This window comes from Algoriphagus sp. oki45, from assembly GCF_036245605.1.
Classification (GTDB): domain Bacteria; phylum Bacteroidota; class Bacteroidia; order Cytophagales; family Cyclobacteriaceae; genus Algoriphagus.
In genome coordinates this window covers 747972-770735 of record NZ_BTPC01000002.1, presented here as the reverse complement: position 1 = coordinate 770735, position 22764 = coordinate 747972, and the positions used below count along the sequence as shown (strand labels likewise).

The 22764-nt window shown below is 43.2% G+C and carries 22 protein-coding genes; 13 read left to right on the top strand and 9 right to left on the bottom strand.

The features are described from left to right. The first annotated feature begins 25 nt into the window (after positions 1-25). From AAA942_RS12855 to AAA942_RS12820, 8 genes are all read left to right on the top strand, one after another. Complete coding sequence (locus AAA942_RS12855) at positions 26-1543, top strand: ArnT family glycosyltransferase (RefSeq protein WP_338220681.1); 1518 nt, start codon at positions 26-28, stop codon at positions 1541-1543. 97 nt (positions 1544-1640) lie between these two features. Further along, the gene (locus AAA942_RS12850; RefSeq protein WP_338220680.1) at positions 1641-2633 is read left to right on the top strand and encodes a glycosyltransferase family 2 protein; all 993 of its coding nucleotides are present in this window, start codon (positions 1641-1643) and stop codon (positions 2631-2633) included. Positions 2634-2664: 31 nt separating this feature from the next. Further along, positions 2665-3528 (top strand): lysylphosphatidylglycerol synthase transmembrane domain-containing protein, encoded by an 864-nt coding sequence (locus AAA942_RS12845; RefSeq protein WP_338220679.1) that lies wholly within the window; start codon positions 2665-2667, stop codon positions 3526-3528. A 122-nt stretch (positions 3529-3650) separates the two neighbouring features. Beyond that, on the top strand, positions 3651-4466 hold the full coding sequence (gene pyrF / locus AAA942_RS12840; RefSeq protein WP_338220678.1) for an orotidine-5'-phosphate decarboxylase: 816 nt from the start codon (positions 3651-3653) through the stop codon (positions 4464-4466). 74 nt (positions 4467-4540) lie between these two features. Beyond that, entirely contained in the window at positions 4541-5836 is a 1296-nt protein-coding gene (locus tag AAA942_RS12835) for a DUF2851 family protein (protein WP_338220677.1), read from the top strand. A gap of 57 nt (positions 5837-5893) precedes the next feature. Beyond that, positions 5894-6529 (top strand): acetyltransferase, encoded by a 636-nt coding sequence (locus tag AAA942_RS12830; protein WP_338220676.1) that lies wholly within the window; start codon positions 5894-5896, stop codon positions 6527-6529. Positions 6530-6657: 128 nt separating this feature from the next. Further along, on the top strand, positions 6658-7668 hold the full coding sequence (gene trhO / locus AAA942_RS12825; RefSeq protein WP_338220675.1) for an oxygen-dependent tRNA uridine(34) hydroxylase TrhO: 1011 nt from the start codon (positions 6658-6660) through the stop codon (positions 7666-7668). Then, positions 7640-8500, top strand: a complete 861-nt coding sequence (locus tag AAA942_RS12820) for a nucleoside phosphorylase (protein WP_338220674.1) — start codon at positions 7640-7642, stop codon at positions 8498-8500. The genes trhO and AAA942_RS12820 overlap by 29 nt, the downstream gene beginning before the upstream one ends. A 12-nt stretch (positions 8501-8512) precedes the next feature. On the opposite strand, the gene AAA942_RS12815 is transcribed toward AAA942_RS12820, so the two are convergent. From AAA942_RS12815 to AAA942_RS12805, 3 genes are all read right to left on the bottom strand, one after another. Next, positions 8513-8788: a hypothetical protein gene (locus tag AAA942_RS12815; RefSeq protein WP_338220673.1), complete on the bottom strand. Its 276-nt coding sequence runs from the start codon at positions 8786-8788 to the stop codon at positions 8513-8515. 104 nt (positions 8789-8892) lie between these two features. Further along, entirely contained in the window at positions 8893-9528 is a 636-nt protein-coding gene (locus tag AAA942_RS12810) for a response regulator transcription factor (RefSeq protein WP_338220672.1), read from the bottom strand. Further along, on the bottom strand, positions 9521-11539 hold the full coding sequence (locus AAA942_RS12805; protein ID WP_338220671.1) for an ATP-binding protein: 2019 nt from the start codon (positions 11537-11539) through the stop codon (positions 9521-9523). The genes AAA942_RS12810 and AAA942_RS12805 overlap by 8 nt, the downstream gene beginning before the upstream one ends. A 122-nt stretch (positions 11540-11661) precedes the next feature. Here AAA942_RS12805 and AAA942_RS12800 point away from each other — a divergent pair, with 122 nt between their 5' ends. The 3 genes from AAA942_RS12800 to AAA942_RS12790 all read left to right on the top strand — a co-directional run bounded on the left by AAA942_RS12800 (position 11662) and on the right by AAA942_RS12790 (position 13701). Beyond that, entirely contained in the window at positions 11662-12378 is a 717-nt protein-coding gene (locus AAA942_RS12800) for a DNA alkylation repair protein (RefSeq protein WP_338220670.1), read from the top strand. Between the two features lie 296 nt (positions 12379-12674). Then, entirely contained in the window at positions 12675-13277 is a 603-nt protein-coding gene (locus AAA942_RS12795; RefSeq protein WP_338220669.1) for a hypothetical protein, read from the top strand. A 25-nt stretch (positions 13278-13302) separates the two neighbouring features. Next, positions 13303-13701 carry a hypothetical protein gene (locus AAA942_RS12790; RefSeq protein ID WP_338220668.1) on the top strand — a complete coding sequence of 133 codons (399 nt, stop codon included), beginning with the start codon at positions 13303-13305 and terminating at the stop codon, positions 13699-13701. A gap of 331 nt (positions 13702-14032) precedes the next feature. On the opposite strand, the gene AAA942_RS12785 is transcribed toward AAA942_RS12790, so the two are convergent. Next, positions 14033-15946: an ABC-F family ATP-binding cassette domain-containing protein gene (locus tag AAA942_RS12785; protein WP_338220667.1), complete on the bottom strand. Its 1914-nt coding sequence runs from the start codon at positions 15944-15946 to the stop codon at positions 14033-14035. 183 nt (positions 15947-16129) lie between these two features. Between AAA942_RS12785 and AAA942_RS12780 the strand changes: the two genes are divergently transcribed. Continuing rightward, positions 16130-16615, top strand: a complete 486-nt coding sequence (locus AAA942_RS12780; RefSeq protein ID WP_338220666.1) for a peptide deformylase — start codon at positions 16130-16132, stop codon at positions 16613-16615. A 154-nt stretch (positions 16616-16769) separates the two neighbouring features. Here the strand turns inward: AAA942_RS12780 and AAA942_RS12775 are convergent, their stop codons facing one another. Then, positions 16770-17804, bottom strand: coding sequence for a Fic family protein (locus AAA942_RS12775; RefSeq protein WP_338220665.1), 1035 nt, complete (start codon positions 17802-17804; stop codon positions 16770-16772). Positions 17805-17992: 188 nt separating this feature from the next. Here AAA942_RS12775 and AAA942_RS12770 point away from each other — a divergent pair, with 188 nt between their 5' ends. Further along, positions 17993-18937 carry a pyridoxal-phosphate dependent enzyme gene (locus AAA942_RS12770; protein WP_338220664.1) on the top strand — a complete coding sequence of 315 codons (945 nt, stop codon included), beginning with the start codon at positions 17993-17995 and terminating at the stop codon, positions 18935-18937. A 153-nt stretch (positions 18938-19090) separates the two neighbouring features. On the opposite strand, the gene AAA942_RS12765 is transcribed toward AAA942_RS12770, so the two are convergent. The 4 genes from AAA942_RS12765 to AAA942_RS12750 all read right to left on the bottom strand — a co-directional run bounded on the left by AAA942_RS12765 (position 19091) and on the right by AAA942_RS12750 (position 22733). Continuing rightward, the gene (locus AAA942_RS12765; protein ID WP_338220663.1) at positions 19091-19642 is read right to left on the bottom strand and encodes a hypothetical protein; all 552 of its coding nucleotides are present in this window, start codon (positions 19640-19642) and stop codon (positions 19091-19093) included. A 142-nt stretch (positions 19643-19784) separates the two neighbouring features. After that, complete coding sequence (locus AAA942_RS12760) at positions 19785-20051, bottom strand: DUF4919 domain-containing protein (protein ID WP_338220662.1); 267 nt, start codon at positions 20049-20051, stop codon at positions 19785-19787. A gap of 407 nt (positions 20052-20458) precedes the next feature. Next, positions 20459-22168, bottom strand: a complete 1710-nt coding sequence (locus AAA942_RS12755) for a GMC family oxidoreductase (protein ID WP_338220661.1) — start codon at positions 22166-22168, stop codon at positions 20459-20461. Next, the gene (locus AAA942_RS12750; RefSeq protein ID WP_338220660.1) at positions 22161-22733 is read right to left on the bottom strand and encodes a gluconate 2-dehydrogenase subunit 3 family protein; all 573 of its coding nucleotides are present in this window, start codon (positions 22731-22733) and stop codon (positions 22161-22163) included. The genes AAA942_RS12755 and AAA942_RS12750 overlap by 8 nt, the downstream gene beginning before the upstream one ends. Between the last annotated feature and the right edge of the window lie 31 nt (positions 22734-22764).

Sequence of the window (22764 nt, the reverse complement as noted above, 5' to 3'; positions counted from 1 at the left end):
GAGGGTTTGGTTTTTCAGGCAACTCATGAAAAATCCCGATTCCCGAAATTACCTATTGATTTTTTGGTCCGTGAACCTTGCACTTGCAGGAGTCAAGTTGCTTTTTGCTTTCCGGCCGGAGTTGGATTTGTTTACTGAAGAGGCTCAATATTGGCTTTGGTCCCGAAACCTGGACTGGCATTATTATTCCAAGCCTCCCATGGTGGCTTTGCTCAATTTCATCAGCACAGGAGTCTTTGGCCACACTGAGGCAGCTGTCCGGCTGATTCCCATTTTTGCCGGATTGGGAACGGCTTTGATGGTGTTTCGCTTCACTGACTACCTATATTCATCCAAAAAAACAGCTTGTCTGGCAGGGCTACTCTTTTTGGGGATGCCAATTCACCTCTTGGAATTCACCTTTCACACCACAGACACGTCCATGACTTTCTTCTGGACTTGGGCATGGTTTCTACTCTATCGGGCCATTCAGGAAAATAAAACCTCACTTTGGGTCGCAGCAGGATTCATCACCGCCTTGGGAATCATGTCTAAGGCGACCATGATTTTGATCTTCCCGGCCTCCATTATTTTCCTTTTCCTTTCCAGCAGGCTGAAAAAGTTGGGAAAGCAATGGCTGATTTTACTTGCCATTTCGCTTTTGGGTTTTCTTCCTAGCTTGATATGGAACCTGCAAAACGATTTCTACACCTTCAAGCACCTAGCTGCCTTGGGAGGAGCCTCCGGAGGAGAACCAAAGCCTTTTGACCTAGGCCTTTTGCTCAGCAGGACCTCCGAATACCTTGGCGGCCAATTGGCAATGGTGTCTTTATTCTTCCTGCCATTTTTCTTTTTTGCAGTGAAAAAGACAATCCGATCCAGAGAGCTTTCAAGTTTTTACGTAGCACTTCCGGGACTCCTTACCTTTTTGGGATTCGGAGGACTTAGCCTGTTTACCTGGATCGAAGTCAACTGGCCCGGCTTTGCCTATAGTACCTTTCCGGTCTTCCTAGCCCCAATTGTGGCCAATCTGGAATCCGGATGGAAAAAATACACCTCATGGGCTGTGGGAGTCAGTTTGGCTCTTCAGATAATCCTGCTTTCTCCAAATGTGTTTCAATGGAAAAGTCAAGGCCCCCTTTTCAAAGCTGAAAAGGCAATTTTCAAAAGAATGGTCGGATATGAAGATCTGGGCAAGCGGATTGATTTCCTTCAGGACAGTCTTGGTCTGACCTCACCGGTTCTTTTCAGCGAAAGCTACCATGTGGCCTCAGAGTTGGCCTTTTATGTAGAAGGACATCCCCAAACCTACACTGTAAATATGGGTTCACGAAAAAACCAATGGGACCTTTGGCCGGGGATGGATCAATTTATCAATCAAGAGAGCACTTTCATTTTTGTAAGCAGAAATCAAGAATCTCCCGAGTCAGTCACAGAATTTTCCCGATTGATTTATGAGGAAAAATTGCCCTATCTGTTTGGAAAGGATACTTTGGGATTTACGAAAATTCAGGTTTGGGAGAATCTTCTTGATTATAAACCAGTAGATACCGGCAAATTTTGAGAGGAAAAAATCAAAATAATCTTTGGTGATTGCCTATTTGAGGCTTTGATTTTGCCCACCCAAGGATTTCTGGGTATTTTTGACCAAATTTTATCCCATGAAGCAGCCACTTTTGTCCGTAGTCATCACGGTATACAACGAAGAAGAAAATATCAAACCACTTTTGGAAGCTACCTACGCCGCTCTTTCGGAAATCGACTACGAGGTGATTTTGATCGAAGATGGGTCCACAGATGGAACCGTGAAGGAAGTAAAGAAATACGCGAATGACCGAACCCGGCTGATTATTTTCAACAGAAACTATGGGCAAACCACCGCCTTGGCAGCGGGTATCGACAGCGCAGTAGGCACCTACATAGCCACTATGGACGGGGATCTTCAAAACGACCCCACCGACATCCCAACCATGCTTCAAAAGGCTATCGATGAAGAATGGGATGTGGTGGCTGGACGCCGGGCAAAACGAAAGGACGGATTTGTCCTGAGGAAAATCCCCTCTAAAATCGCCAATTGGGTCATTCGAAATACAACCAAAGTCTACCTCAATGATTACGGCTGTACCCTTCGGGTGTACAAAGCAGAAATCGCCCAAAACATGGGCTTGTATGGAGAACTCCACCGCTTTATCCCGGTTTTGGCCAAGCAGCAGGGTGCCAAAATGACCGAAGTGGATGTGAAACATCATCCAAGAATTCACGGCACTTCCAAATACGGATTGAGTCGGACATTTAAGGTTCTGGCGGATTTGATCCTAATGCTCTTCTTCCAGAAATATTTTCAGCGTCCGATCCACCTTTTCGGGGGCTTGGGTCTGATTTCCTTTTTTCTGGGCTCATTGATCAGTATGTATTTACTCATTCTTAAAATCATGGGCGAAGACATCTGGGGCAGACCGATCATGATTCTGGGATTTATCCTGATTTTGGGAGGGATTCAGTTGATTACCACCGGGATCATCGCAGAGATTATTGTCCGGACCTATTTTGAGTCTCAAAACAAGAAGACTTATACCATACGCTCCATTTTTCAAGGTCAGCAATCTTCAGCAGAAGTCACCCAGGTGGTGATTTCCACCACAGAAGAGAAGTAAAATCAATCCCTTGGAAGCGAAAAACTCTCTTTTGAAAAAGACAAAAACAGCAGGAAAACTCCTGCTGACCGGATTGGCTCTTTTTCTGGTTTTCCGCAAAATAGATACAGCTCAACTTTGGGATTTAGCCCAAAAAATCCAGTTGATTTGGATCATTCCTGCCATCGTTCTTTTTATCCTGAGCAAAGTAGCCACAGCAATCCGCCTTAATCTGTATTTCAAAAACATCGGAATCCGTCTTTCCGAACAGCAAAACTGGAGGCTTTACCTGATCGGGATGTTTTACAATCTTTTTCTTCCCGGAGGAATAGGCGGAGACGGCTACAAAGTGTACCTACTTAACAAGCATTTCAAAACTCCTGTTAAAAAACTGATTCAGGCTGCTCTTTTGGATCGATTGGGTGGATTGGTGGCTATCTTTTTTCTTTTGTTTGCGCTTTTCTTAGTAGTGGATATCCAAATTGATTTTTTGGAAAGCGGGTTTTGGAACGGGCTGATGGTTGCCGGTTTGATTTTGACGGTCCCTGCCTTTTGGTTGCTTCAAAAGTTCCTTTTCCGGGACTTCCTTCCCTCCTTCTGGCCGGCCAATGTTTGGTCATTTGCTGGTCAGCTCGCTCAGCTCATCTGTGCTTGGTCTATTCTTTTGGCTTTGGGAATTGAGGAAAAAATCTTGGCCTATCAGCTAGTCTTTTTGCTTTCTTCCATCGTGGCTGTACTTCCTTTGACCATCGGAGGAGTGGGTGCCCGGGAATTGGTATTCGTCTATGCCCACACGTATGCAGGAATCGAAGAGACAGCAGCCGTGGCTTTCAGCTTGATCTTTTTCCTGATTTCAGCCGGAGTCTCCATGGCTGGAGCCTTTATCAAAGTTGATTTAAACAAAAATCACAACTAGCTGTATTTCAATTGTTTTTATTCAAATCATTCCTACCAATTTAAAATGACACTTTAAATCTGCCAGGATCAAGGCTAGCCTAAATTTTTTAAATCAATACCTTTGCCCAAAATCTACAACCCATGACCCGCTCCGAACTTTTCTCCCAAATCCAACAAAAATCATCCTTTCTCTGCGTAGGCTTAGATCCTGATTTGGAGAAAATTCCGGCTCATCTGCGATCAGAACCTGATCCGATCTTCAGTTTTTGCAAAGCCATCATTGAGGAAACTGCGGATTATGCGGTGGCCTATAAGCCAAATATCGCCTTTTTCGAGGCCTTGGGTGCTAAAGGATGGGATACCTTGGCAAAGGTCGCTGAGATCATGCCTAATGACGTCTTTACCATTGCCGATGCCAAGCGGGGAGACATCGGAAATACCTCCAAACTCTACGCAAAGGCCTTTTTTGAAACCATGAACTTTGATTCGGTGACTGTGGCTCCTTATATGGGAAAGGACTCGGTGACTCCATTCTTGGAGTTTGAAAACAAGTGGGTCATTCTTTTGGCCTTGACTTCCAATGTGGGCTCTTTGGATTTTCAGCTGATCGAGGACCAATTCGGAAAGCCCCTTTATCAGTCTGTGCTGGAAAAAAGTCAAAATTGGGGAAGCCCGGAGAATCTCATGTATGTCGTTGGCGCTACCCGAGGTGAGTTGATTGGAGAAGTGCGGAAAGTCGGTCCTGAACATTTCTTTTTGGTTCCGGGAGTGGGTGCCCAGGGAGGAAGCCTTGCAGATGTAGCCAAGTATGGGATGAATTCCACCTGCGGACTTTTAGTGAATTCCAGTCGGGGGATTATTTATGCTTCCGGGGAAAAGGACTTTGCAAAAGCTGCAAGAAATGAAGCGAAAAAGCTTCAAGAGGAAATGAAAATTCTCCTGAATAAGTATCTCTAAAGTCCTGTTTATTTTGGGGTTGACTCATTTATTTTTTCTCCCTAAATTCCATAAACTTTTAGTCAACTACTTTTATGAACTTCAGGGAAGACTTTTTACAGCTGGTCTGGAAGTATCAATACTTCGACCGTAAAGATCTACAAACCGTAGATGGGCAGCATTTGCAAATCCACAATGTGGGGTTTCACAACCAAGGAGAGGGACCTGACTTCCGAGATGCTTCACTAGTCTTGGACGGAGTTACTTTCCATGGACATGTGGAAGTACATCGACTTGCATCGGAGTGGAAGCAACATGCTCACGGAGGAGACCCGGCTTACAATTCGGTCATCCTGCATGTAGTTTGGGAAAATGACCGGGAAGTATTTCGAAATGATGGCACACCAATGCCGACTCTGGAACTGAAAGGGAAGATTTTTTTGGAAATCTGGAGAAACTACGAGAACCTCCTGGACTTCAAGTCCGATCTTCCCTGTGCCCATGCCCTCCAATCCGTACCGGAAATCATTCGTTTTTCTGCCTTGGAAAAGGCTCTGGTAGACCGATTGGTCGAAAAGTCCAAGCTTATCCTTTCCATGCTAGATCAGACCAAAGGAGACTGGGAGGAAACAGCCTACCGCTGGCTTTTTACCTGCTTTGGATTCAAGGTGAATTCACTCCCTATGAGTGAGCTGGCAGCTTTGGTTCCTTACAAAACCCTTCAAAAACACCGTACTCAAGTTTCAGCTCTTGAAGCTATGCTTTTGGGGCAAGCCGGACTTTTGCCCGAAAAATCGGAGGAACCTTACGCCCAACATCTGATTCGGGAGTATGATTTTTATCAGAAAAAGTTCAATTGGTCTCAAAAACTCACCCGGCAGCATTGGTCTTTTATGGGTGCCAGACCCACCAATTTCCCCACCCTTCGAATCGCCCAGCTGGCTTCTATTTTGTCTCATGCACCCAACCTTTTGCAAGCCGTAATGGAAGACAGTCGGGAGTTTTCTGCATTCAAAAAACTTCTCCAAGTCAAGCCTTCTGACTATTGGCTGTATCACTATAATTTTGGTAAACCCTCGGAAAAAAAAGCCTCCAGAGGGATTTCTGGCCAGACTTTGGAACTGTTGATCATCAATTTTGTGATTCCTCTCTGGTTTGCCTACGGACGATTTTTTGAGCAACCGGAATGGCAGGAGCGATGCTTTGATCTGATGCAGACCATCCCGGCGGAGAATAATTTTATCATCAGGAAGTTTGCCGAGAAGGCTTGGAAAGCCCAAAATGCCTTCGATTCCCAAGGAATGATCGGGCTTTACAGAAGCTATTGTCAGCCTCAAAAATGCCTCAACTGCAAGATCGGCCAAAGTCTGCTCAAGGGACAATCTAAGTGATCCATTGCGGAAGCGGGTGATTTGCCGTACTTTTGCAGGCCAAACTTCAATCAATTCATGGAAAATCCAGTGATCATTCTGGGAGCAAAAGGAATCGCCCACCCTGCGTTGGAAATTTTCAACAGCAATCAGGTCATTGTTTATGGTCTGCTGGATGAAGACGAGTCGCTTCATAGCACAGAAATCAACAATGTCCCGGTTTTGGGACATCCCGAAGATGATGGCTTCCTTAAGCTGATCGGTAAAAAAACCGAGGCCTTTGTCGCTGTGGACGATTCCAAGTACAGAAAATTCCTGGTGGAGATGCTTCATGAGAAAAGAAAAGTCCAGCCAGTCAACGCCATCCATCAGAGGGCCTATATTTCCACAGATGCCGAAATAGGGCACGGGAACTTCATCAATGCTCAAGTCACGGTAGGAGCTGGAGCCAAAGTGGGAAGCCATTGCATCTTCCACACGGGCGCGATTATTGATCATCAGACAAAAATTGAGGACTTTGTCCAAATCGGTGCGGGATCGATTATCAATGCTGAGGTGACGATCGAAGAGGGTGCATTCATCGGTTCAGGCGTGACTATCGTAACCGGAGTGACCATCGGAAAAGGTGCCAGAGTGGGTGCGGGTTCCGTGGTGATTTCCTCTGTTGGAAAAAATGAAACAGTATTCGGAAACCCGGCCGCCAAAGTGAAGTAGAAGTACGATTTTGGATTTACGATTTACGACATCTAATCATCCATTTAGGCCTGTCTTACACGTGAATTTCAAATCTTAAATATCAAATCTCAAACCCCAAAACACCCTGCCGAAACAGGGCTCTAGTTATGGAAAACACACAAAACAAACCCTACAGCGTATTGCTGTACTACTGCTATGCGCAGATCACAAATCCTGAAGAATATCGGGAAGAACACCACCTCTTCTGTGTAGAAAACAACATCCGAGGTCGAATCATAATCTCTGACGAAGGCCTGAATGGTACCGTTTCCGGTCTGATCGAAGACTGCGAAAAGTACATGGCCTATATCCATGCCGATCCTCGATTTGCGAAGACGGAATTCAAAATTGACTATCACCAGGCGCATACTTTTGCCAAAATTCATGTGCGCTATAAGCCTGAGATCGTGCACTCCTCACTCCGCCACTTGGATCCAAATGTTAAAACTGGCAAGCATCTGGAGCCTGAGGAATTCAAAAAAATGAAAGATCAGGAGGATGTGGTGATTCTGGACGTTCGCTCCAATTACGAGCATGAACTCGGCCGATTCAAAAACGCCATCACGCTTGATATCGACAACTTCCGGGATTTTCCGGAGAAAGTAAAAGAACTTGAGCATCTAAAGAATAAGAAAGTTCTTACCTACTGCACAGGAGGAATCAAGTGCGAAAAAGCTTCTGCTTTCCTTTTAGAACAGGGTTTCGAAGATGTGTACCAGCTTCACGGAGGAATCATCAAATACGGGATGGAAGCCGGTGGAGAAGACTTCGAAGGCAAGTGTTATGTCTTTGACAACCGAATCGCAGTGGATGTCAATAAAGTCAACCCTACCATCGTCTCCAAATGTCATGTATGTGGTACTGCCAGCGATCGAATGGTCAACTGTGCTAATCCTAAGTGCAATGAACACTTGGCGATTTGTGAAAAATGCGGTTGGGAACTTGAAGGGGCTTGTTCCCCAGAATGCAAAGAGCATCCCGAGAAACGTCCCTATGACGGCACCGGATACTATCAGAAAAACACCAATGGCTATAATCCTTACAAAGGTCTTCACCGTAAGCCCAGTAAGGACCTAATCCAAAAACTCCATGGAGAATCAACCCATTCCTGCGTCTGAACTGATCATCAATCCTGACGGGAGTATTTATCATTTGCATTTGAAGCCAGAACACCTGGCTTCAACTGTTTTTACCGTAGGCGATCCAGATCGGGTAGCTTTGGTTTCCCAGTATTTTGACCAGATCGACTTCAAAACTCAAAAAAGGGAGTTTGTCACCCATACCGGATGGAAAAATGGGAAAAGGGTAACTGTGATGAGTACCGGAATGGGGACAGACAATATTGAGATTCTGATGACCGAGCTGGATGCTTTGGTCAATGTGGATTTGGAAACCCGGCTGATCAAAGCCGAAAAAACCAGCCTGCAAATCATCCGAATCGGCACTTCCGGAAGCATGCAGGCAGATTTGCCGGTAGGGACCATGCTGGCTTCTGAGATTGGAGTTGGCATGGACACCTTGATGACTTATTATCCGGAAATAAACGAGGATCAAAGCATGGCCAAAATAATCCAGAAAGAGTTGGGCTTACCCTTTTTGCCCTATCAAGCAGCTGCATCGGCGATACTTTTGGATAAACTTGATGAGGAAATTGTAAAAGGAGTAACGCTTACCTGCCCGGGATTTTATGCGCCTCAGGGAAGAGAAGTTCGGCTAAAACCCAGATTAGAAAGGATGATCGAGCGACTTGCAGGATTAAGATTCGGAGATAAACGGTTGACGAACTTTGAAATGGAAACTGCAGGATATTATGCACTAGGCAAATTACTTGGTCATGAAATGCTCAGCCTAAATGCCATAGTAGCTAATCGGCCTTTAAAGAAGTTTGATAAGGAGGCTGAAAAATCCGTGGATCGACTGATCCAGGCAGCACTCAAGTTGCTCCGATAAAAATCATCACCCTTAAGCTAGATATCGGGAGGTAGGAGAGACTTTTTCCAAACTGAAGTCTTCCCATTCATGGTAGTCGATATTTTGAACTAAATAAGCTAGAAGATCTGCACATTCCTGTTTGCAGAGATAGATTCCAAAAATCCCCTTTTGTTTATCCACGCAGAAAGTACGCTTGCTGTCGAAAATCTTTATCAAATCTGCCCATGAACCCAAAACAAGCAATTCGTCTTGGTTTTTTACAGTTTGGATTATTTTGAATGACCCGTTGAGTGAAGAAATATTCATGGCCGGAAAAAGTTTGATTATATAGGTAAAACTACATCCAGACCTTTTCCTATTCAATACGTATAATCACGTATTTTTCACGTTTAAACCATTTTTTTTGGATTTCATCCAATAATATCCCGATTTCTCTGAGCCCACAGAAGAAGAGAATTATGCTTTTTTTCCAGATTCAGCTTCGATATCACATTACTTCTGTGCTTGTCTACGGTCCGTTCGGAGATAAAAAGTTTATCAGCTATTTCCTTGGACGAAAGCCCATCTGCAATTAGTCTAAGAATTTTGGTTTCGGAAGGGGTAAGAGGTTCTGAGAGCTCTTCCAATTTTTGTTTTCTTTCGTTTCCCCAAATCTTCTCGCTGAAAAACTGCCCTCCATTATTGATGATTTTGATCGCCTCGGAAAGCTCTCCCAAAGCAAATTCCTTTAGTATATATCCTGAAAACTGAAGGTCCTTTGCTTTCTGAAGAATGAAAAGCTCCTTATGAAGTGTCAGAAGAATTTTCTTGGTAGGCAGTCTAAGTTCATTCATTTTTTCACCGACTTCCAATCCCGTCATTTCAGGCATTTCCAAATCCATCAGAACAATTTCCGGTTTCAATTCCAGAACCTGTTCCAGCAATTCTTTTCCATCACTGGCGGTGGCCAAAACATGAAGCCCCAAGTCCTGAAGAAAATCTTTTAATCCTTTCAACAGAATCGGATGATCGTCTGCTATGATTATGGTAGTGATTGACTCAGGCATAAACCGTAAATGTAAATTGACACCCCTTCCCCTTTTCGCTGCTTACCTTCATTATCCCCTGAATAGCCGCAGTTCGCTCCTTTAGGGTCTTTAATCCCAAACTCTGGAAGTCGTGGTACCTCTCTGAAAAATCAAAGCCCTTTCCATTGTCTTCGATTTTTAGCTGGATTTCATTTTCCTTTTGGCCGAGACATACCCGAATTGCAGTAGCCTCCGCATGTTTGAGAATATTATTCAGACATTCCTGCAAAATCCGGTAGAGGTGGAGTTCCTGCACCTTGGTAAGAGTGTCATTCAGCTGATCAATCTCAGCGCTGACAAATAGCTCTGTTTCCCGGTCTATCTGATCCAAAAGCTGCTCTGTAGCTTTGGACAAGCCCAATTTCTCCAACTGCATGGGATGAAGAGACCTTGCAATCGCCCGTAACTCAGAAATAGCCGAATCCAGCATTTCCCCTGTATTTTCGTCGCGGCTAAGGGCTACTCTGTTTTTGATCAAAAGAAGACTTTGGCCCAAGCCATCATGTAAATCCTTGGATATTCGTTTTCTTTCCTCTTCTTGACTGATGAGCAACTCATGGGAAAATCTTTCCTGAAGTTTTTTCTCTTTTTTGGCTTGCTGAAGACTTTTTGTCAAAAATCCCCCACCTCCTACAATAAGCAATCCACCGATTACGAACAGAAACAAGCGGGTTCTTGCTTCGGATTTGAGACTGACCTCTTCCAATTCCCTGGTTTTGTCCAGAATTTCCCTTTCTTTCTTCTCTGTCTCATAGAGCGTCTGATAGTAGGCAAATGTGGTGGTTTTATTCGCTGAGTTGAGGGAATCTTTAAAGCTGTTTAGGTTCTTCCAGGTGGCAGCGGCCTCCTTCGTTCTACCTAGATCCTCATAAGTTTGAGCCACTATCTCCATGCCTCGGATAATGTGGTCCATATCATTGGTAGGTTTGACTTTTTTCAAGTAGGCGATAGCCAGTTGATTAGCTTCTTCAGTTTTTCTTTGATTTCTCATTAACAAAGCCTCCATGTAGAGCCAAGAGGGATTGTTTTCGAGGAATTGCGGAACGGAGGGGATCAGCTCCTTTGCCTTTTTATAATAGGAAAGTTGCTGTTGAATATCCTCTTTTTTCCCAAAATAGTTAGCAAATGCAATGGTAAGCATAAGGTCAAAATAGGGCCTTTCGGGCTCTAAAGGCCTCATTTTTTCAATTTGGAGAAGTGTGGCCAATTGTTCATCGTATCGGTTTTGCTTTCGCAAATCCTCTGCTCGATTGTAAAGCTGGATTCCGATTTCCCCAGACTCATTTGATTCCCGATAGGCTTCAATCAAGGTCTCTCTTATCTTATCGGCTTCTTCATAAATGCCAAAACGGCTAAAAAGAATGGCCATCCCTCCAGTCACATAGTTTACATAGTCTTTATCATCCAGCAACTCATAGATATCTCTGGCTTGCTGGTACTTTTCCATCGCATTGAGCAAATCTCCCTGGTAATCATAAGCTTGACCGGTAAAAAACTCTGCGTCCGCAACAAATATTGAATCCCCGGGTCCAAATCGTGAGATAGATTCCTGGTAATAATAAATGGCAGAATCAAATCGGGAAAGGTTAAAAAAGGCACCCCCTAGTTTGAGGTAAACATTTCCTTTGATCCGTGAATCCTGAATTTTTTCTTCTTGGGATGCGGCTTCCTTCAGAAACTTAATTTTCTCTTCTACAGATTGTACTCCTGGGGATTGGGAGTGAAAAAAAGCAACCGCCCAACTTCCAAACTTATCCTTATCATCCAGTTTTCGGGTCAATTCCAAAAGCCTTCTCAAATAAACTCCAGAAAGAGAATCTTCTTCAGTAGTCTCTTGATAAAGCATTTCGAGAGTAGAAAGCTCCTCTTGGCTAGTAAGATTACCTCCTTCCAAAACTTGTCCTAAGCTGTCTCTTTTTTGGGCAAAAACAGCAGCTAGAGGAGCAAAAAAAAGGCAGCAAATAAAAAGTTTGATATTATTCAATTGCATAGTTAAAGATATCAATTGAAATACAGGAAAACAGATTTTTTAACTCAGCAGCTAAAAAAAGGTTACTTTCAACCTCATTCCAGCAAAATTATTCGGAGAAGTATCCTTATTAATTCCAATCAATGTCTCCAAGCCTTGCCTACGTGATCGAAGAGTTGAAGAATCACTCTATCCCCGAAAAAGCTTCTTTCTTTCCCAAATTTTTTAAGGCTTTCCCAGGGGGATACGGAGAAGGAGATCTCTTTTTGGGAGTCAAAGTACCCCATCAGCGAAAGGTGGCAAAAAAAGTTTATCGATTTATCGAATTGGATGAGCTTTCAAAACTGATTCAACACCCCTACCATGAGGTCCGTCTCACCGGACTTTTGGCCTTGGTCTATCGGTATGAAAAGACCAAGTCTGAAGCGAATCAAAAGGATTTGGTGGACTTTTACCTTTCCCATTTGGACCATGTCAATAACTGGGATTTAGTTGACAGCTCTTGCCATCACATTCTTGGTCATTTTTTCCGGAAGCGGGACAAATCCCTTTTTTACGAATTGGCTGATTCCGGTCACCTTTGGAGTCAGAGAATAGCAATGATCAGTAGCTATTTTTGGATCAAAAAAGGAGAGTTTGCCGATGCCTTGGCCTTAGCCGAAAAGTTAAAAAACCATTCCCACGACCTGATGCATAAGGCTGTTGGCTGGATGCTTCGGGAGATCGGCAATCGGGATTTTGAGGTAGAACTGGGGTTTTTGAAAGAACACTACCAAACTATGCCAAGGACAGCTTTGCGCTATGCGATTGAGAAATTCCCAGAAGACTTGAGGCAAGATTTTTTGAAGGGAAGGGTTTGAGATGACGAGTTTAAAAACCTAGGGTTTAAGCCTAAAATAGGCTTTGATGTTAGCAATTTTGGTTCTTCACATAAAACAACAATTTGGAGGTAGAACTTTTTTTAAAAAAAACTTAAAAACATTTGTTTTAGTCAATAGGGGGGGGGGGGTAGATTAGTTCAAATTCTAAGGGTATCAGTAAAAGATTTTTAGAGGTCTTATTGCTCTAACCTGAATCTTTCGAAAAGGGCTTTTTAAAATATAACCATGAAACATATTGTAAAAGTATTTTGCCTAGCCTTCCTATTATTAAATTCTTGCTCTCTGGATCAGGAAAATCAGAATTCAAGCATGGATACAGTTTTTTTAATCGAATAAATGGAATTGTAAAAAATCCATCCAGCTATAATTTGTTGAATCCTGAAAAAATCAATCCATTTGAGTTTGATCTGAAGATTCCTAAGCTAGAAAAAGGAGGTGCTAGAATTCAAACTCAAATTTCTGAAAATTTAGTAATCCCTGATGAACTTATTCAAACAAGTATTGACTATCAAAAAATTGTTAGAATGCTAATTCAAGAAAGCAAAATAATTTCTAATGAGAAGTTTAATAAATTGGCCTATGCTGTGGAGCTAGAAATTCTAAATTCTGCTTTTTCTGATGTTAAAAAGGATTTTCTGTTAAAAGAGCTGGCTACCTTGAAAGCTATAAGCGCTTTCAAAAATCTACATATTCTAAATAAACGCATCATGTGCGACTCACAGTGGGAATGTGATGTGTTGGGGTGTATGGAAGGAAAGTTGGAAGAGCAATTTGGATCTGATGTCAATTGGATTGATTTACTTTACAATTTTTATTCCCTCCCTTATTCTTTCCCGGTTGCATGGGCATCTTGTGTTTGGGATGCATCAATTAGCTAATAATTTTGCAAAAAAACGTAAAGTCATGAAAGTTAAATATTTAAAAAAAGCGGGTATTATTTATTCGGTTTTTGCAGTAATCACAGTTTTCCTATTTGAGATTAACAAAATCTCGACTTTTCCTATTATCACAGGTATTATGCTTTTCATGCTATATTTTGCTTTCCAAGGATTTTTGACGCTCATAAAAAATGAAGATTCAAGTTTGATAAATTTCGGAATTCTTTGGGCTATTGCGATCATCTTTTCATTTCAAATGATTTTCTTAATCAGTGATTCTTTAAAAACGATATCTCTGGTAGTCAACCTAATTATTTCACTCTCATTACTGTTTTATGCCTTGCGCTCAAATACAAAAAGCGAGCTTTCGGTATTCATTACTATTTTGACTATGACTACCGGATTGTATAGTGCGTATTTCTAAATTTTAAAATGTTCAAACCGCTAAACTCAGTCGATTTCAAATCTTACAATTCAGCAGCGATAGCTTAATAAATAGGACATTACGAGAAACGAACTCTCTTTTGGATCGCATTGTCAATATGAAATTGAAGATTCAATAAAAAGGGGCAGGGGAATTTTGAAAAAGAAGCTTGTAATTAAAAGAAGATTAAAGTGACCCGTTTTGCTAATTTAAACTGAGTAAAAAAAGAAGAGAATTTCACATTTTGAAATTTGAAAAAAATGCCTCGCAAAGACGGAAAGACGCTAAGACTTTTCTCTCTTTGCGCACTTGCGGCTTGGCGAGAAATACCCTAATCCTCTATCCCATCCAATTCGCTCAGTTCCAACCAAGCCAATTCCAATTCTTCCAATTCTCCGTCAATGGCTTGCAGTCGATTGGTCCAAGTCATCAATTGATCCATATCTGTGGTGCCGACAGCGATTTGATCCGTGATCTTGGCCTTTTCTCCTTCCAGCTTGGCGATGGTCTCATTGATTTTTTTGAATTCTTGCTTCTGCTTATAGCTTGCCTTGATTTTTGGTGCAGCCTCAGACTTCTCGACTATTGGTTCTTGCTTCTCGCTTCTTGCCTCTTCAGACTTGATACTTGCGTCTTGATACTTGATACTGTTTTCCTTCTCCCATTCCCTGAAATCAGTATAATTCCCAGGGAAATCCCGTATTACACCCTCGCCTTCAAATACAAACAAGTGCTCCACCAGTCGATCCATAAAGTATCGATCGTGAGAAACAATGATCAAGCAACCCGGAAACGTATCCAGAAATTCCTCCAAGATATTCAGGGTCATCAAATCCAGATCGTTGGTCGGTTCGTCCAGGATCAGGAAGTTTGGATTCTTGATCAACACCATTAGAAGCTGAAGTCGGCGGCGCTCACCTCCACTCATCTTTCCAATCGGTGTGAATTGTTGCTTGGGTGGAAAACCAAACTGCGTCAAAAACTGACTCACGGTGATCGTCTGTCCTTTGTCCAACACCACCACTTCGGCCACTTCCTTCACCACATCGATCAGTCGCTTTTCCTCGTCAAATCGGTCTTCTTCCTGACGGTAGTAGCCAAAAGCTGTAGTCTGGCCTACGGAGATTTTACCTGCATCAGGATCTAGCAGTCCGGTGATCATTTTCAGAAAAGTCGTCTTTCCTGCACCATTGGGTCCGACGATACCGATTCGGTCTTTCTTTTTGAAGATGTAGGAAAAGTCTTTGACGAGTGTTTTTTCATCAAAGGATTTGCTGATTTTTTCGATCTCCAGGATCTTGTTTCCTAGCCGTTGTGTGGAAACCGTCAGTTCGATATCTCGCTCCTCCCGCTTGGTGAAAGCTTTTTCTTTGGTTTCTTCGAATGCATCCACGCGGTATTTAGCCTTTGTTCCTCGGGCTTTGGGTTGACGGCGAATCCAGTCGAGCTCCTTCTTGTACAAACTTTTAGCTTTTTCGATCTCAATGTCTTCGATCTGAAGTCGCTCGGCTTTTTTGTCCAAAAAGTAGCCATAGTTGCCTTGATAGCGATGGATTTTTCCCTGATCGAGTTCGAGGATTTCGTTGGTCACTTTATCCAAAAAGTAACGGTCGTGCGTAACCATAAAGATGGACAAGTTGGCCTTGGCCAAGTAATCTTCCAGCCATTCGATCGTTTCCAAGTCGAGGTGGTTGGTAGGCTCGTCGAGCAGGAGCAAATCCGGCTTCTCCAAAATGGCTTTAGCCAAAGCCACCCGCTTTCGCTGACCACCTGAGAGATTTCCCACGGGCAGTTCGGTATCGTGGAGACCTAACTTTCCTAAGACCTCTTTCACCTGATATTCAAAATCCCAAGCCTGAAGCGCATCCATTTTCTCAAACAGCTTAGCCATCTCAGCGGAATTGTCAATGCCACGCTCGGAGTCCAGCATGGCTTCCTGGTAGTCTTCGATCACACGCAATACCTCTGAATTGCTCTGGTCAAAAATGGTCTTATAGATGGTCAGGTTGGAGTCAAACACCGGGTTCTGATGCACATAGGCAATCTTAACGGAATTGTTAATAGCCACCTGTCCTGTATCGGGAATTTCCTGGCCCATGATGATTTTCATCAAAGTAGACTTACCTGCGCCATTGATACCGACTAGGGCAATTTTTTGTCCCTGGGAAATGCCGAAAGAGATATTGGAAAAAAGCTTCCGTTCCCCGAAAGCCTTACTGAGATTCTCAACTGAAAGGTAATTCATGGGGCAAAAGTAAGGGAATTACTGCTGAAACACGGTAGAAATACAATTGAATTAGGTCCTCCTTCGTCGGACGAAATATTTGGCGAAATTCCACTCTGAAACAAAAGCTGGTTCAACTTATTTCACCGACCGTAGGGAGGTTTATTTCTAATGTATTTCGCAAAGCATATTTATTTTAGCACCATGAAATCCATCCACGATATCCTCAAACTAGGTGACCCAAGACTTTACGAAGTCTGCGAACCCGTCCTGAAATCTGACCTTCCCATGGTTCCCGAGTGGACTCAGCAGCTGCACGAAGCCATGGAGGACATTCGCCGGGTGTATGGATTTGGAAGGGGAATCGCGGCCCCGCAGTTGGGGATTATGAAGCGGATGTTTTATCTGAATCTGGATCGGCCATATATCATTCTCAATCCCGAACTGAAGGGGCTCAGTGAAGAGCTTTTTGAGCTGTGGGACGACTGCATGAGCTTTCCCAATCTGCTGGTAAAAGTGAAACGGCACCAAAGTCTGACTTTGGAATATTTAGACGAAAACTGGGAAAAACAAAGCTGGACTGTGGAGGGGGCGATCTCTGAACTCATCCAGCACGAATACGACCATCTCGATGGGGTGCTCTGTACTATGCGGGCGATTGATGAGAAAAGCTTTAAGTGGAAGGGATAAATGGAAACACAGTTGAAATACTATGGAAATAAGTCCCGATAAATCGGGGTGTAATAGTTTTGATCGGCTCATTTTCACAAGGAATACGGCTCAAATCCTAATAAAATTGAGCCGTATTTGCTTGATTTCAGACCGTTTTTGAGCCGAATCAAACCTAAAAGTAAGTCCTGACTGCAAATTCAGCCTGTTCGATAAATATCCTTTTCATCGGACTCAGGTTAGTTTGCTCGTAAAAAACCAGCATGGCTTTTTTGTAATCCAAGGGATCGACAGTTCGAAAGGAAATCGGGCAAAGTCCATTTGCCAAGAGTAGGGCATTGGATAGGATCCGTGCAGTTCGCTTGTTTCCGTCCGAAAATGGCTGAATGTAACTGACTAACAGAAGCGCTAAAAATGCTTTTTCATAGCCATTTTGAGCAGAGTTGATCAGGTCACAGGTTTTTTCCAATGCCTCCCGAATCTGAAATTCATTATCCAAGGGTTGGTAGTTGGTACCTGTGATACCCACTCTTCTTCTCCTGATATTTTTATTTATTCCTAATTCTCGGATCAGAATAGCATGCAGTTCCTCTATAGCTCTCACAGAAATCTCCTCAGCATAATCTGAATTCGAGACTAGAAAATCAATTGCCTCTTTATGGTTCAGAAGCATGGTAGCTTCATCTTTTGTCTTTCCTGATGCAGTTCTTTTTTCTTTCAAAAGAAGTTCGGTTTCCAAAAGCGAATACGTATTGCCCTCAATTTGAGAAGATTTCCAACTCAGGTCTATCGCCAAGCGCTCCATTTCCTTGTGGTATTCATCAGGAGCTAATTCGGAAGATCGCCCCTGAAACTTTTCTCGGATTTCATTCAAAGAAAAAGTTTCGTCTTCGTTGAAAACTTGAACTTGTTTCAGTTTTTCAAAGACCTCAAAATCAAAGTTTCTTTTAACATTCCGATCATCCTGTTCTTTGCTAAAGTAGGTCTCCAGATCAATCGGAAAACATACTTCCAATTTCGCTGAGGAGACATAAGTGGTAGCTTTCCCTTTTCCCTCAACTGTAATCCAGCCTTCATCCTGAAGAGTCTGAAGAAGTCTTTTGAGCGTAGCAGGACTTGCCAAAAAAGAAATACTCTCCGCAATTTCTTGCCTTGAAAGTCTCTTTCTGAGTTGGATTAAAGACAGAATTTCTAATGAATTGGCTTTCATCTTCAAATTGAATCGGCTCAAATCTGTCAAAAATACGGCTCAAATCCTAATAAGATTGAGCCGTATTTATCCCCTATTTTAAAGTTTTTGAGCCGATTGAATACAAAAAGTCAACTTATTTCACGGAGCGCAGCGAAGTGTATTTCAACAGTATTTCCATTGTATTTCCCTTCCCCTATCTTTAACCCATGAACTTCCCTTCCCTTTCCGATATCCGAGCGGTACATGCCCGCATTCAGCCCTTTATTCATCGCACGCCAATTCTAACTTCCACCGCTATTAATGAAATCGCAGGTTGCGAAATCTTTTTCAAGTGTGAAAATTTCCAGAAAGTCGGCGCCTTCAAAGCCCGGGGAGCAGCCAATGCCGTGATGAAATTGACTCCAGAGGAAAGAGCCAAAGGAGTGGCCACACATAGCTCAGGAAATCATGCCGCTGCCTTAGCCAGAGCAGCTAGCGTGGCTGGAATCCCATCCTATATCGTCATGCCTTCCAATGCACCCGAAATCAAAAAGAAAGCGGTGAAGGGCTATGGAGGTGAAATCATCGAGTGCGAACCGAATTTGAAAGCTAGGGAAACTACCCTCGAAGCAGTCGTAGCGCGAACTGGAGCGACCTTTATTCCTCCTTATGATTTCATGGATGTGATCGAAGGTCAGGCGACTTGCGCGCTCGAACTTTTGGAAGACCAACCCGATCTCGATATTGTCATGGCCCCGGTGGGTGGAGGCGGATTGCTAGGAGGCACAGCTTTGACAACCCACTACCTTAATCCTGAAATCGAAGTTATAGCGGGCGAACCCGCTGGTGCGGATGATGCTTTCCGATCTTTCCATGCCGGACATATTATCCCTCAAACCGGCCCAAACACCATCGCCGACGGGCTTTTGACTTCACTGGGAAAGTTGAACTTTGAGTTGATTCAAGCCTATGTGGATGACATCCTGCTTGCCACCGACCCACAGATCATCGAAGCCATGCGGCTGGTCTATGAGCGAATGAAAATCGTGATCGAGCCTTCCTGTGCAGTTCCATTGGCGGCCTTATTGGCAAACAAGGATCGCTTTGCAGGTAAAAAAGTCGGAATCATCCTCTCCGGTGGCAATGTGGATTTAGGGAAGTTGCCTTTTTAAGGAGGTTTAAAAAGTTGTATTTGCAATTATAACTTTCCCCAATTTGAAAGAAAATTGGAATCATGATTACTATTTTTCGGTAATCCATGATCCTCTACTGCTAAAATCGAAAGGCCCAAGTCGAGAGATTTGGGCCTTTCAGATTTCTTATTCTTAGGAAAAACCAAGTAATTCTTCATAAATCAACTCCCAAGAATCTTTTCGCTTTACATATAACTTCAATTTCAATTCATAATTGAGCTCAAAAGTTTCTCCCCCCAAAATTAGACCATAGAGTTCCTGATCTTTTCCATTTATTACTATCGGAAAAGAGTAAGAGTAAATCGTCTTTTTGGGAACAATGCTCTTAGCATAATTTAGTTTAGCGTTACAATACAAAATCTCGGAATCTATTTCCAAAGGAAGCTCAGATTCCAGCACTTCATTAATTCTTAGAATTTGATCTTGATGAAAGAGGCTTTGAAAGTCCATTCTTTTCTCCTCGCCCTGATTAAGTCCTAAATTGAAATTTATAGGATTGATCTTGCTGAAGGAATTATATCCCAAGCTTTTCCAGGAGATCAACCTTGAATCAACAAGGGCATTTTCTTCTACAGTACATACCAGGTAATTAAGCAATTCAATTTCTCTTAAATGTTGATTTTGGGCTTTGGTTAAACCCACAGAAAAGAATAAACACACGATAATAAGAATGGTAAACTTCATCTTCTCTGCCTTATTTCCATCAACATTTTACTCAAACCACCCATTCCGTGATCGATTACAAAATGAAATGTCCACTCCTGTACTTCACTTTTAAAACCAAAAATATCCTTCTTCATTTTCTCCTGAACCCATTGTAGTTACTTCATATTCCTTGTTTTTGGTAATAATTACCATCCCATCTATTGGAGAAATCACAAAATACGGATTGTTTTTTTGTCCCGTCGCCAGTGTAAAGGATCGTCTCACAAAGCATTTCAAAACGCATTTTAAAGATATTGGCTTCGGCTAGATCTTGAATTTTTTGATAGGTTTTCCAAAGACCAAAATTTAAAGAAAGACTTACAGGATTAAGTTCAAGCACCTTATCTCCGTATTTTAAGATGGTATCAGCAGGGAATTGTTCTGCCATCAAAAAGGACTTTTCTAACCCAACCATATCTTAGGTATTGTAGCTTTTTTGAGCTGTTTGTCTTACTAGTAAAGCCAACATCTCTTCTTTTGAAAAATTTTCACCTTCTTTCAAAAATCTGGTTTTTAAGGATGGATATAAATAAGGACTTTCGTTTGATTCCGAGTCTAAGAATAGCTTAGGATAGTCTTTTGAATAGGTAAAATTTTGGGAATATGAGCCACAGATAGTAGCTGAAAAAATCACAATAAAGAGTACCAGTCTAATCATATTTCAAAGTCTTTTTTTATTACGAGTTATTTAGGCTAAAAAAAGGAAAAATAAAAATTTAAGAAACAAAAAAAGCCCAAATCTCTCGACTTGGGCCATTTTTCAGCTTTCTGATTTCTAACTTCTGAATTCAAACTTTACTTTTTACTTTCCGCCACTGCATGATGTGCCGCTCTTGCCGCAAAAGCCATATAAGTCAAGGATGGATTTTGGGTAGAAGTGGAAGTCATGGAAGCTCCATCGGTCACATAGACATTCGGCACGGCGTGCAGCTGATGGTTGGCATTGAGTAGGGAGGTTTTGGGATCCTTGCCCATTCGTACCCCACCCATCTCGTGAATGTCCAAGCCAGGTGCCTGCTTGCTGTCGCTGGAATGGATATTGGTAAATCCAGCCTTGGTAAACATCTCCGTCATCTGCTCGATGTAGTCTTTGACCATTTTCTCATCATTATCGTCGTAGTCTACAGAGATTTTGAGCTGAGGCATGCCCCATTCGTCTTTCAAGTTCGGGTCCAAAGCTACGTAATTGCTTTCTTTAGGAATAGTCTCTCCCATCATGTGCGAGCCCACTCGCCACGGTCCATACTTATCCGGATTGAGGAGACTGTTTTTCAAGTCCATGCCGATGCCACTGGTATCCGGTCCTACTCCACGGCTGGCAGAGAATCCCGCTGCATAGCCACGAAGAAAGTCAGTCTCCTGCTTGTACACGTTTCTGAATCTTGGGAAATAGCCGCTAGTCGGTCTACCGCCGGAAGTGGTGAATTCGGAATGACCTTCGTACTCCCCGGATACTCGGGCTCTGTAATTATGGAAAGCCACGTATTTGCCAAGCAGACCATTGTCATTACCCAGTCCATTCGGGAACCGGTTTGAAGTCGAGTTGAGTAATATCGCATTGGTATTCAACGCTGCGGCATTCACAAAGATCACATCAGCATAAAATTCCTCAGTTTCCTTAGTCAGGCGGTCGATTATGCGTACCCCGGTTGCTTTTCCTTTTTCCTCATCATAGATAATGGAGTGAACCACCGCATCAGGCCGAAGAGTCAGGTTGCCTGTTTTCAACGCCCAAGGAATGGTCGATGAGTTGGAACTGAAATAGCCCCCAAACGGACATCCTCGCTGACAGAGGTTTCGGTTTTGGCACATGGCCCGACCCTGCTGGGCGTAGTATTCGGTATTGCCATGGATGTGCGCACAGCGGGCCGAGATCATGTGTCGGTCATTGCCGTAGTGCTTTTTAAGCTGCTCCGCAAAGTATTTTTCCACCACATTCAATTCATAGCCTGGCAAAAACTCCCCGTCGGGAAGATGTGGAATGCCGTCTTTGAAGCCGGAAACCCCAGCAAATTTCTCCACATGGCTGTACCACTTTTCGATGTCTTTGTATCGAATCGGCCAATCTACGGCAAATCCGTCACGAGCCGGCCCGTCAAAATCAAAGTCAGACCAACGCTGTACCTGTCTGGCCCAAAGCAGGGATTTACCGCCTACCTGATACCCACGAATCCAGTCAAAAGGCTTCTCCTGCACATAAGGATGGTCGGTGTCTTTGACGAAAAAGTGCATCGCATCTTCACGGAAAGCATAGCATCGGCTGATGACCGGATTGGCCTCCTGAATGTCCTGAGGAATCTGGTTCCGATGAGGAAATTCGTAGGGAAGCATATTGGTCGTAGGGTAGTCCTTGACGTGTTCCACATTGCGGCCGCGCTCCAGCATCAGGGTTTTTACACCCAAGTCACAAAGTTCTTTAGCAGCCCATGCCCCGCTGATGCCCGAACCGATGACGATGGCTTGATAGGTTCGTTCCTGTTTGCTGCGGATATTCAGATTAGCCATTGATGCGTGGTTTTTGAAGGTCATTGATCAATACGGCGCCATTGTATTCACCAGGGATCAGAGAGTAAGGAATGATTTCGGTTTGAATGTATTCGGAAGCCATGTAGCCTTGGATGGTGAATCGCTTGGTGGAATTGACGAAATAGGCGATCGCTGCTTTTCGTTTACCTTCTTCGGAATCATCTCCTTCCAGCTTAGCCGCATCGAGAATAAGTTGCTCTTTTTCCTTGGTCGAAAGCTCGGTGTATTTCTTGCCTTTTGATTCCTTGACATAATCTGGAAAAGCCGTCAATCCTGCGGTGAATTTCTCTTGATTTTCTTTGGTAAAGCAATCATTGACCATCACCAGGATAAAATCGTGGACTTCCAGATTGAGTGCCCCTTTGATCTCGCCAGCGGGAATAATGGTATCGGATACTGCCCCTAGCAGGTCCTTTTGGGACTGGGTGATCTTTAGGTTTTGGTAGGCGGCGAGGATGTCTTCTTTGCTGAAGTCGCAGGAAGGAATCAGGGCAAGACCTCCGGATATCAGCGCAATATGCCGCAAAGCATGACGTCGGTTCATAATTAAGGAAATAGATAGATTGGGTTAAAGC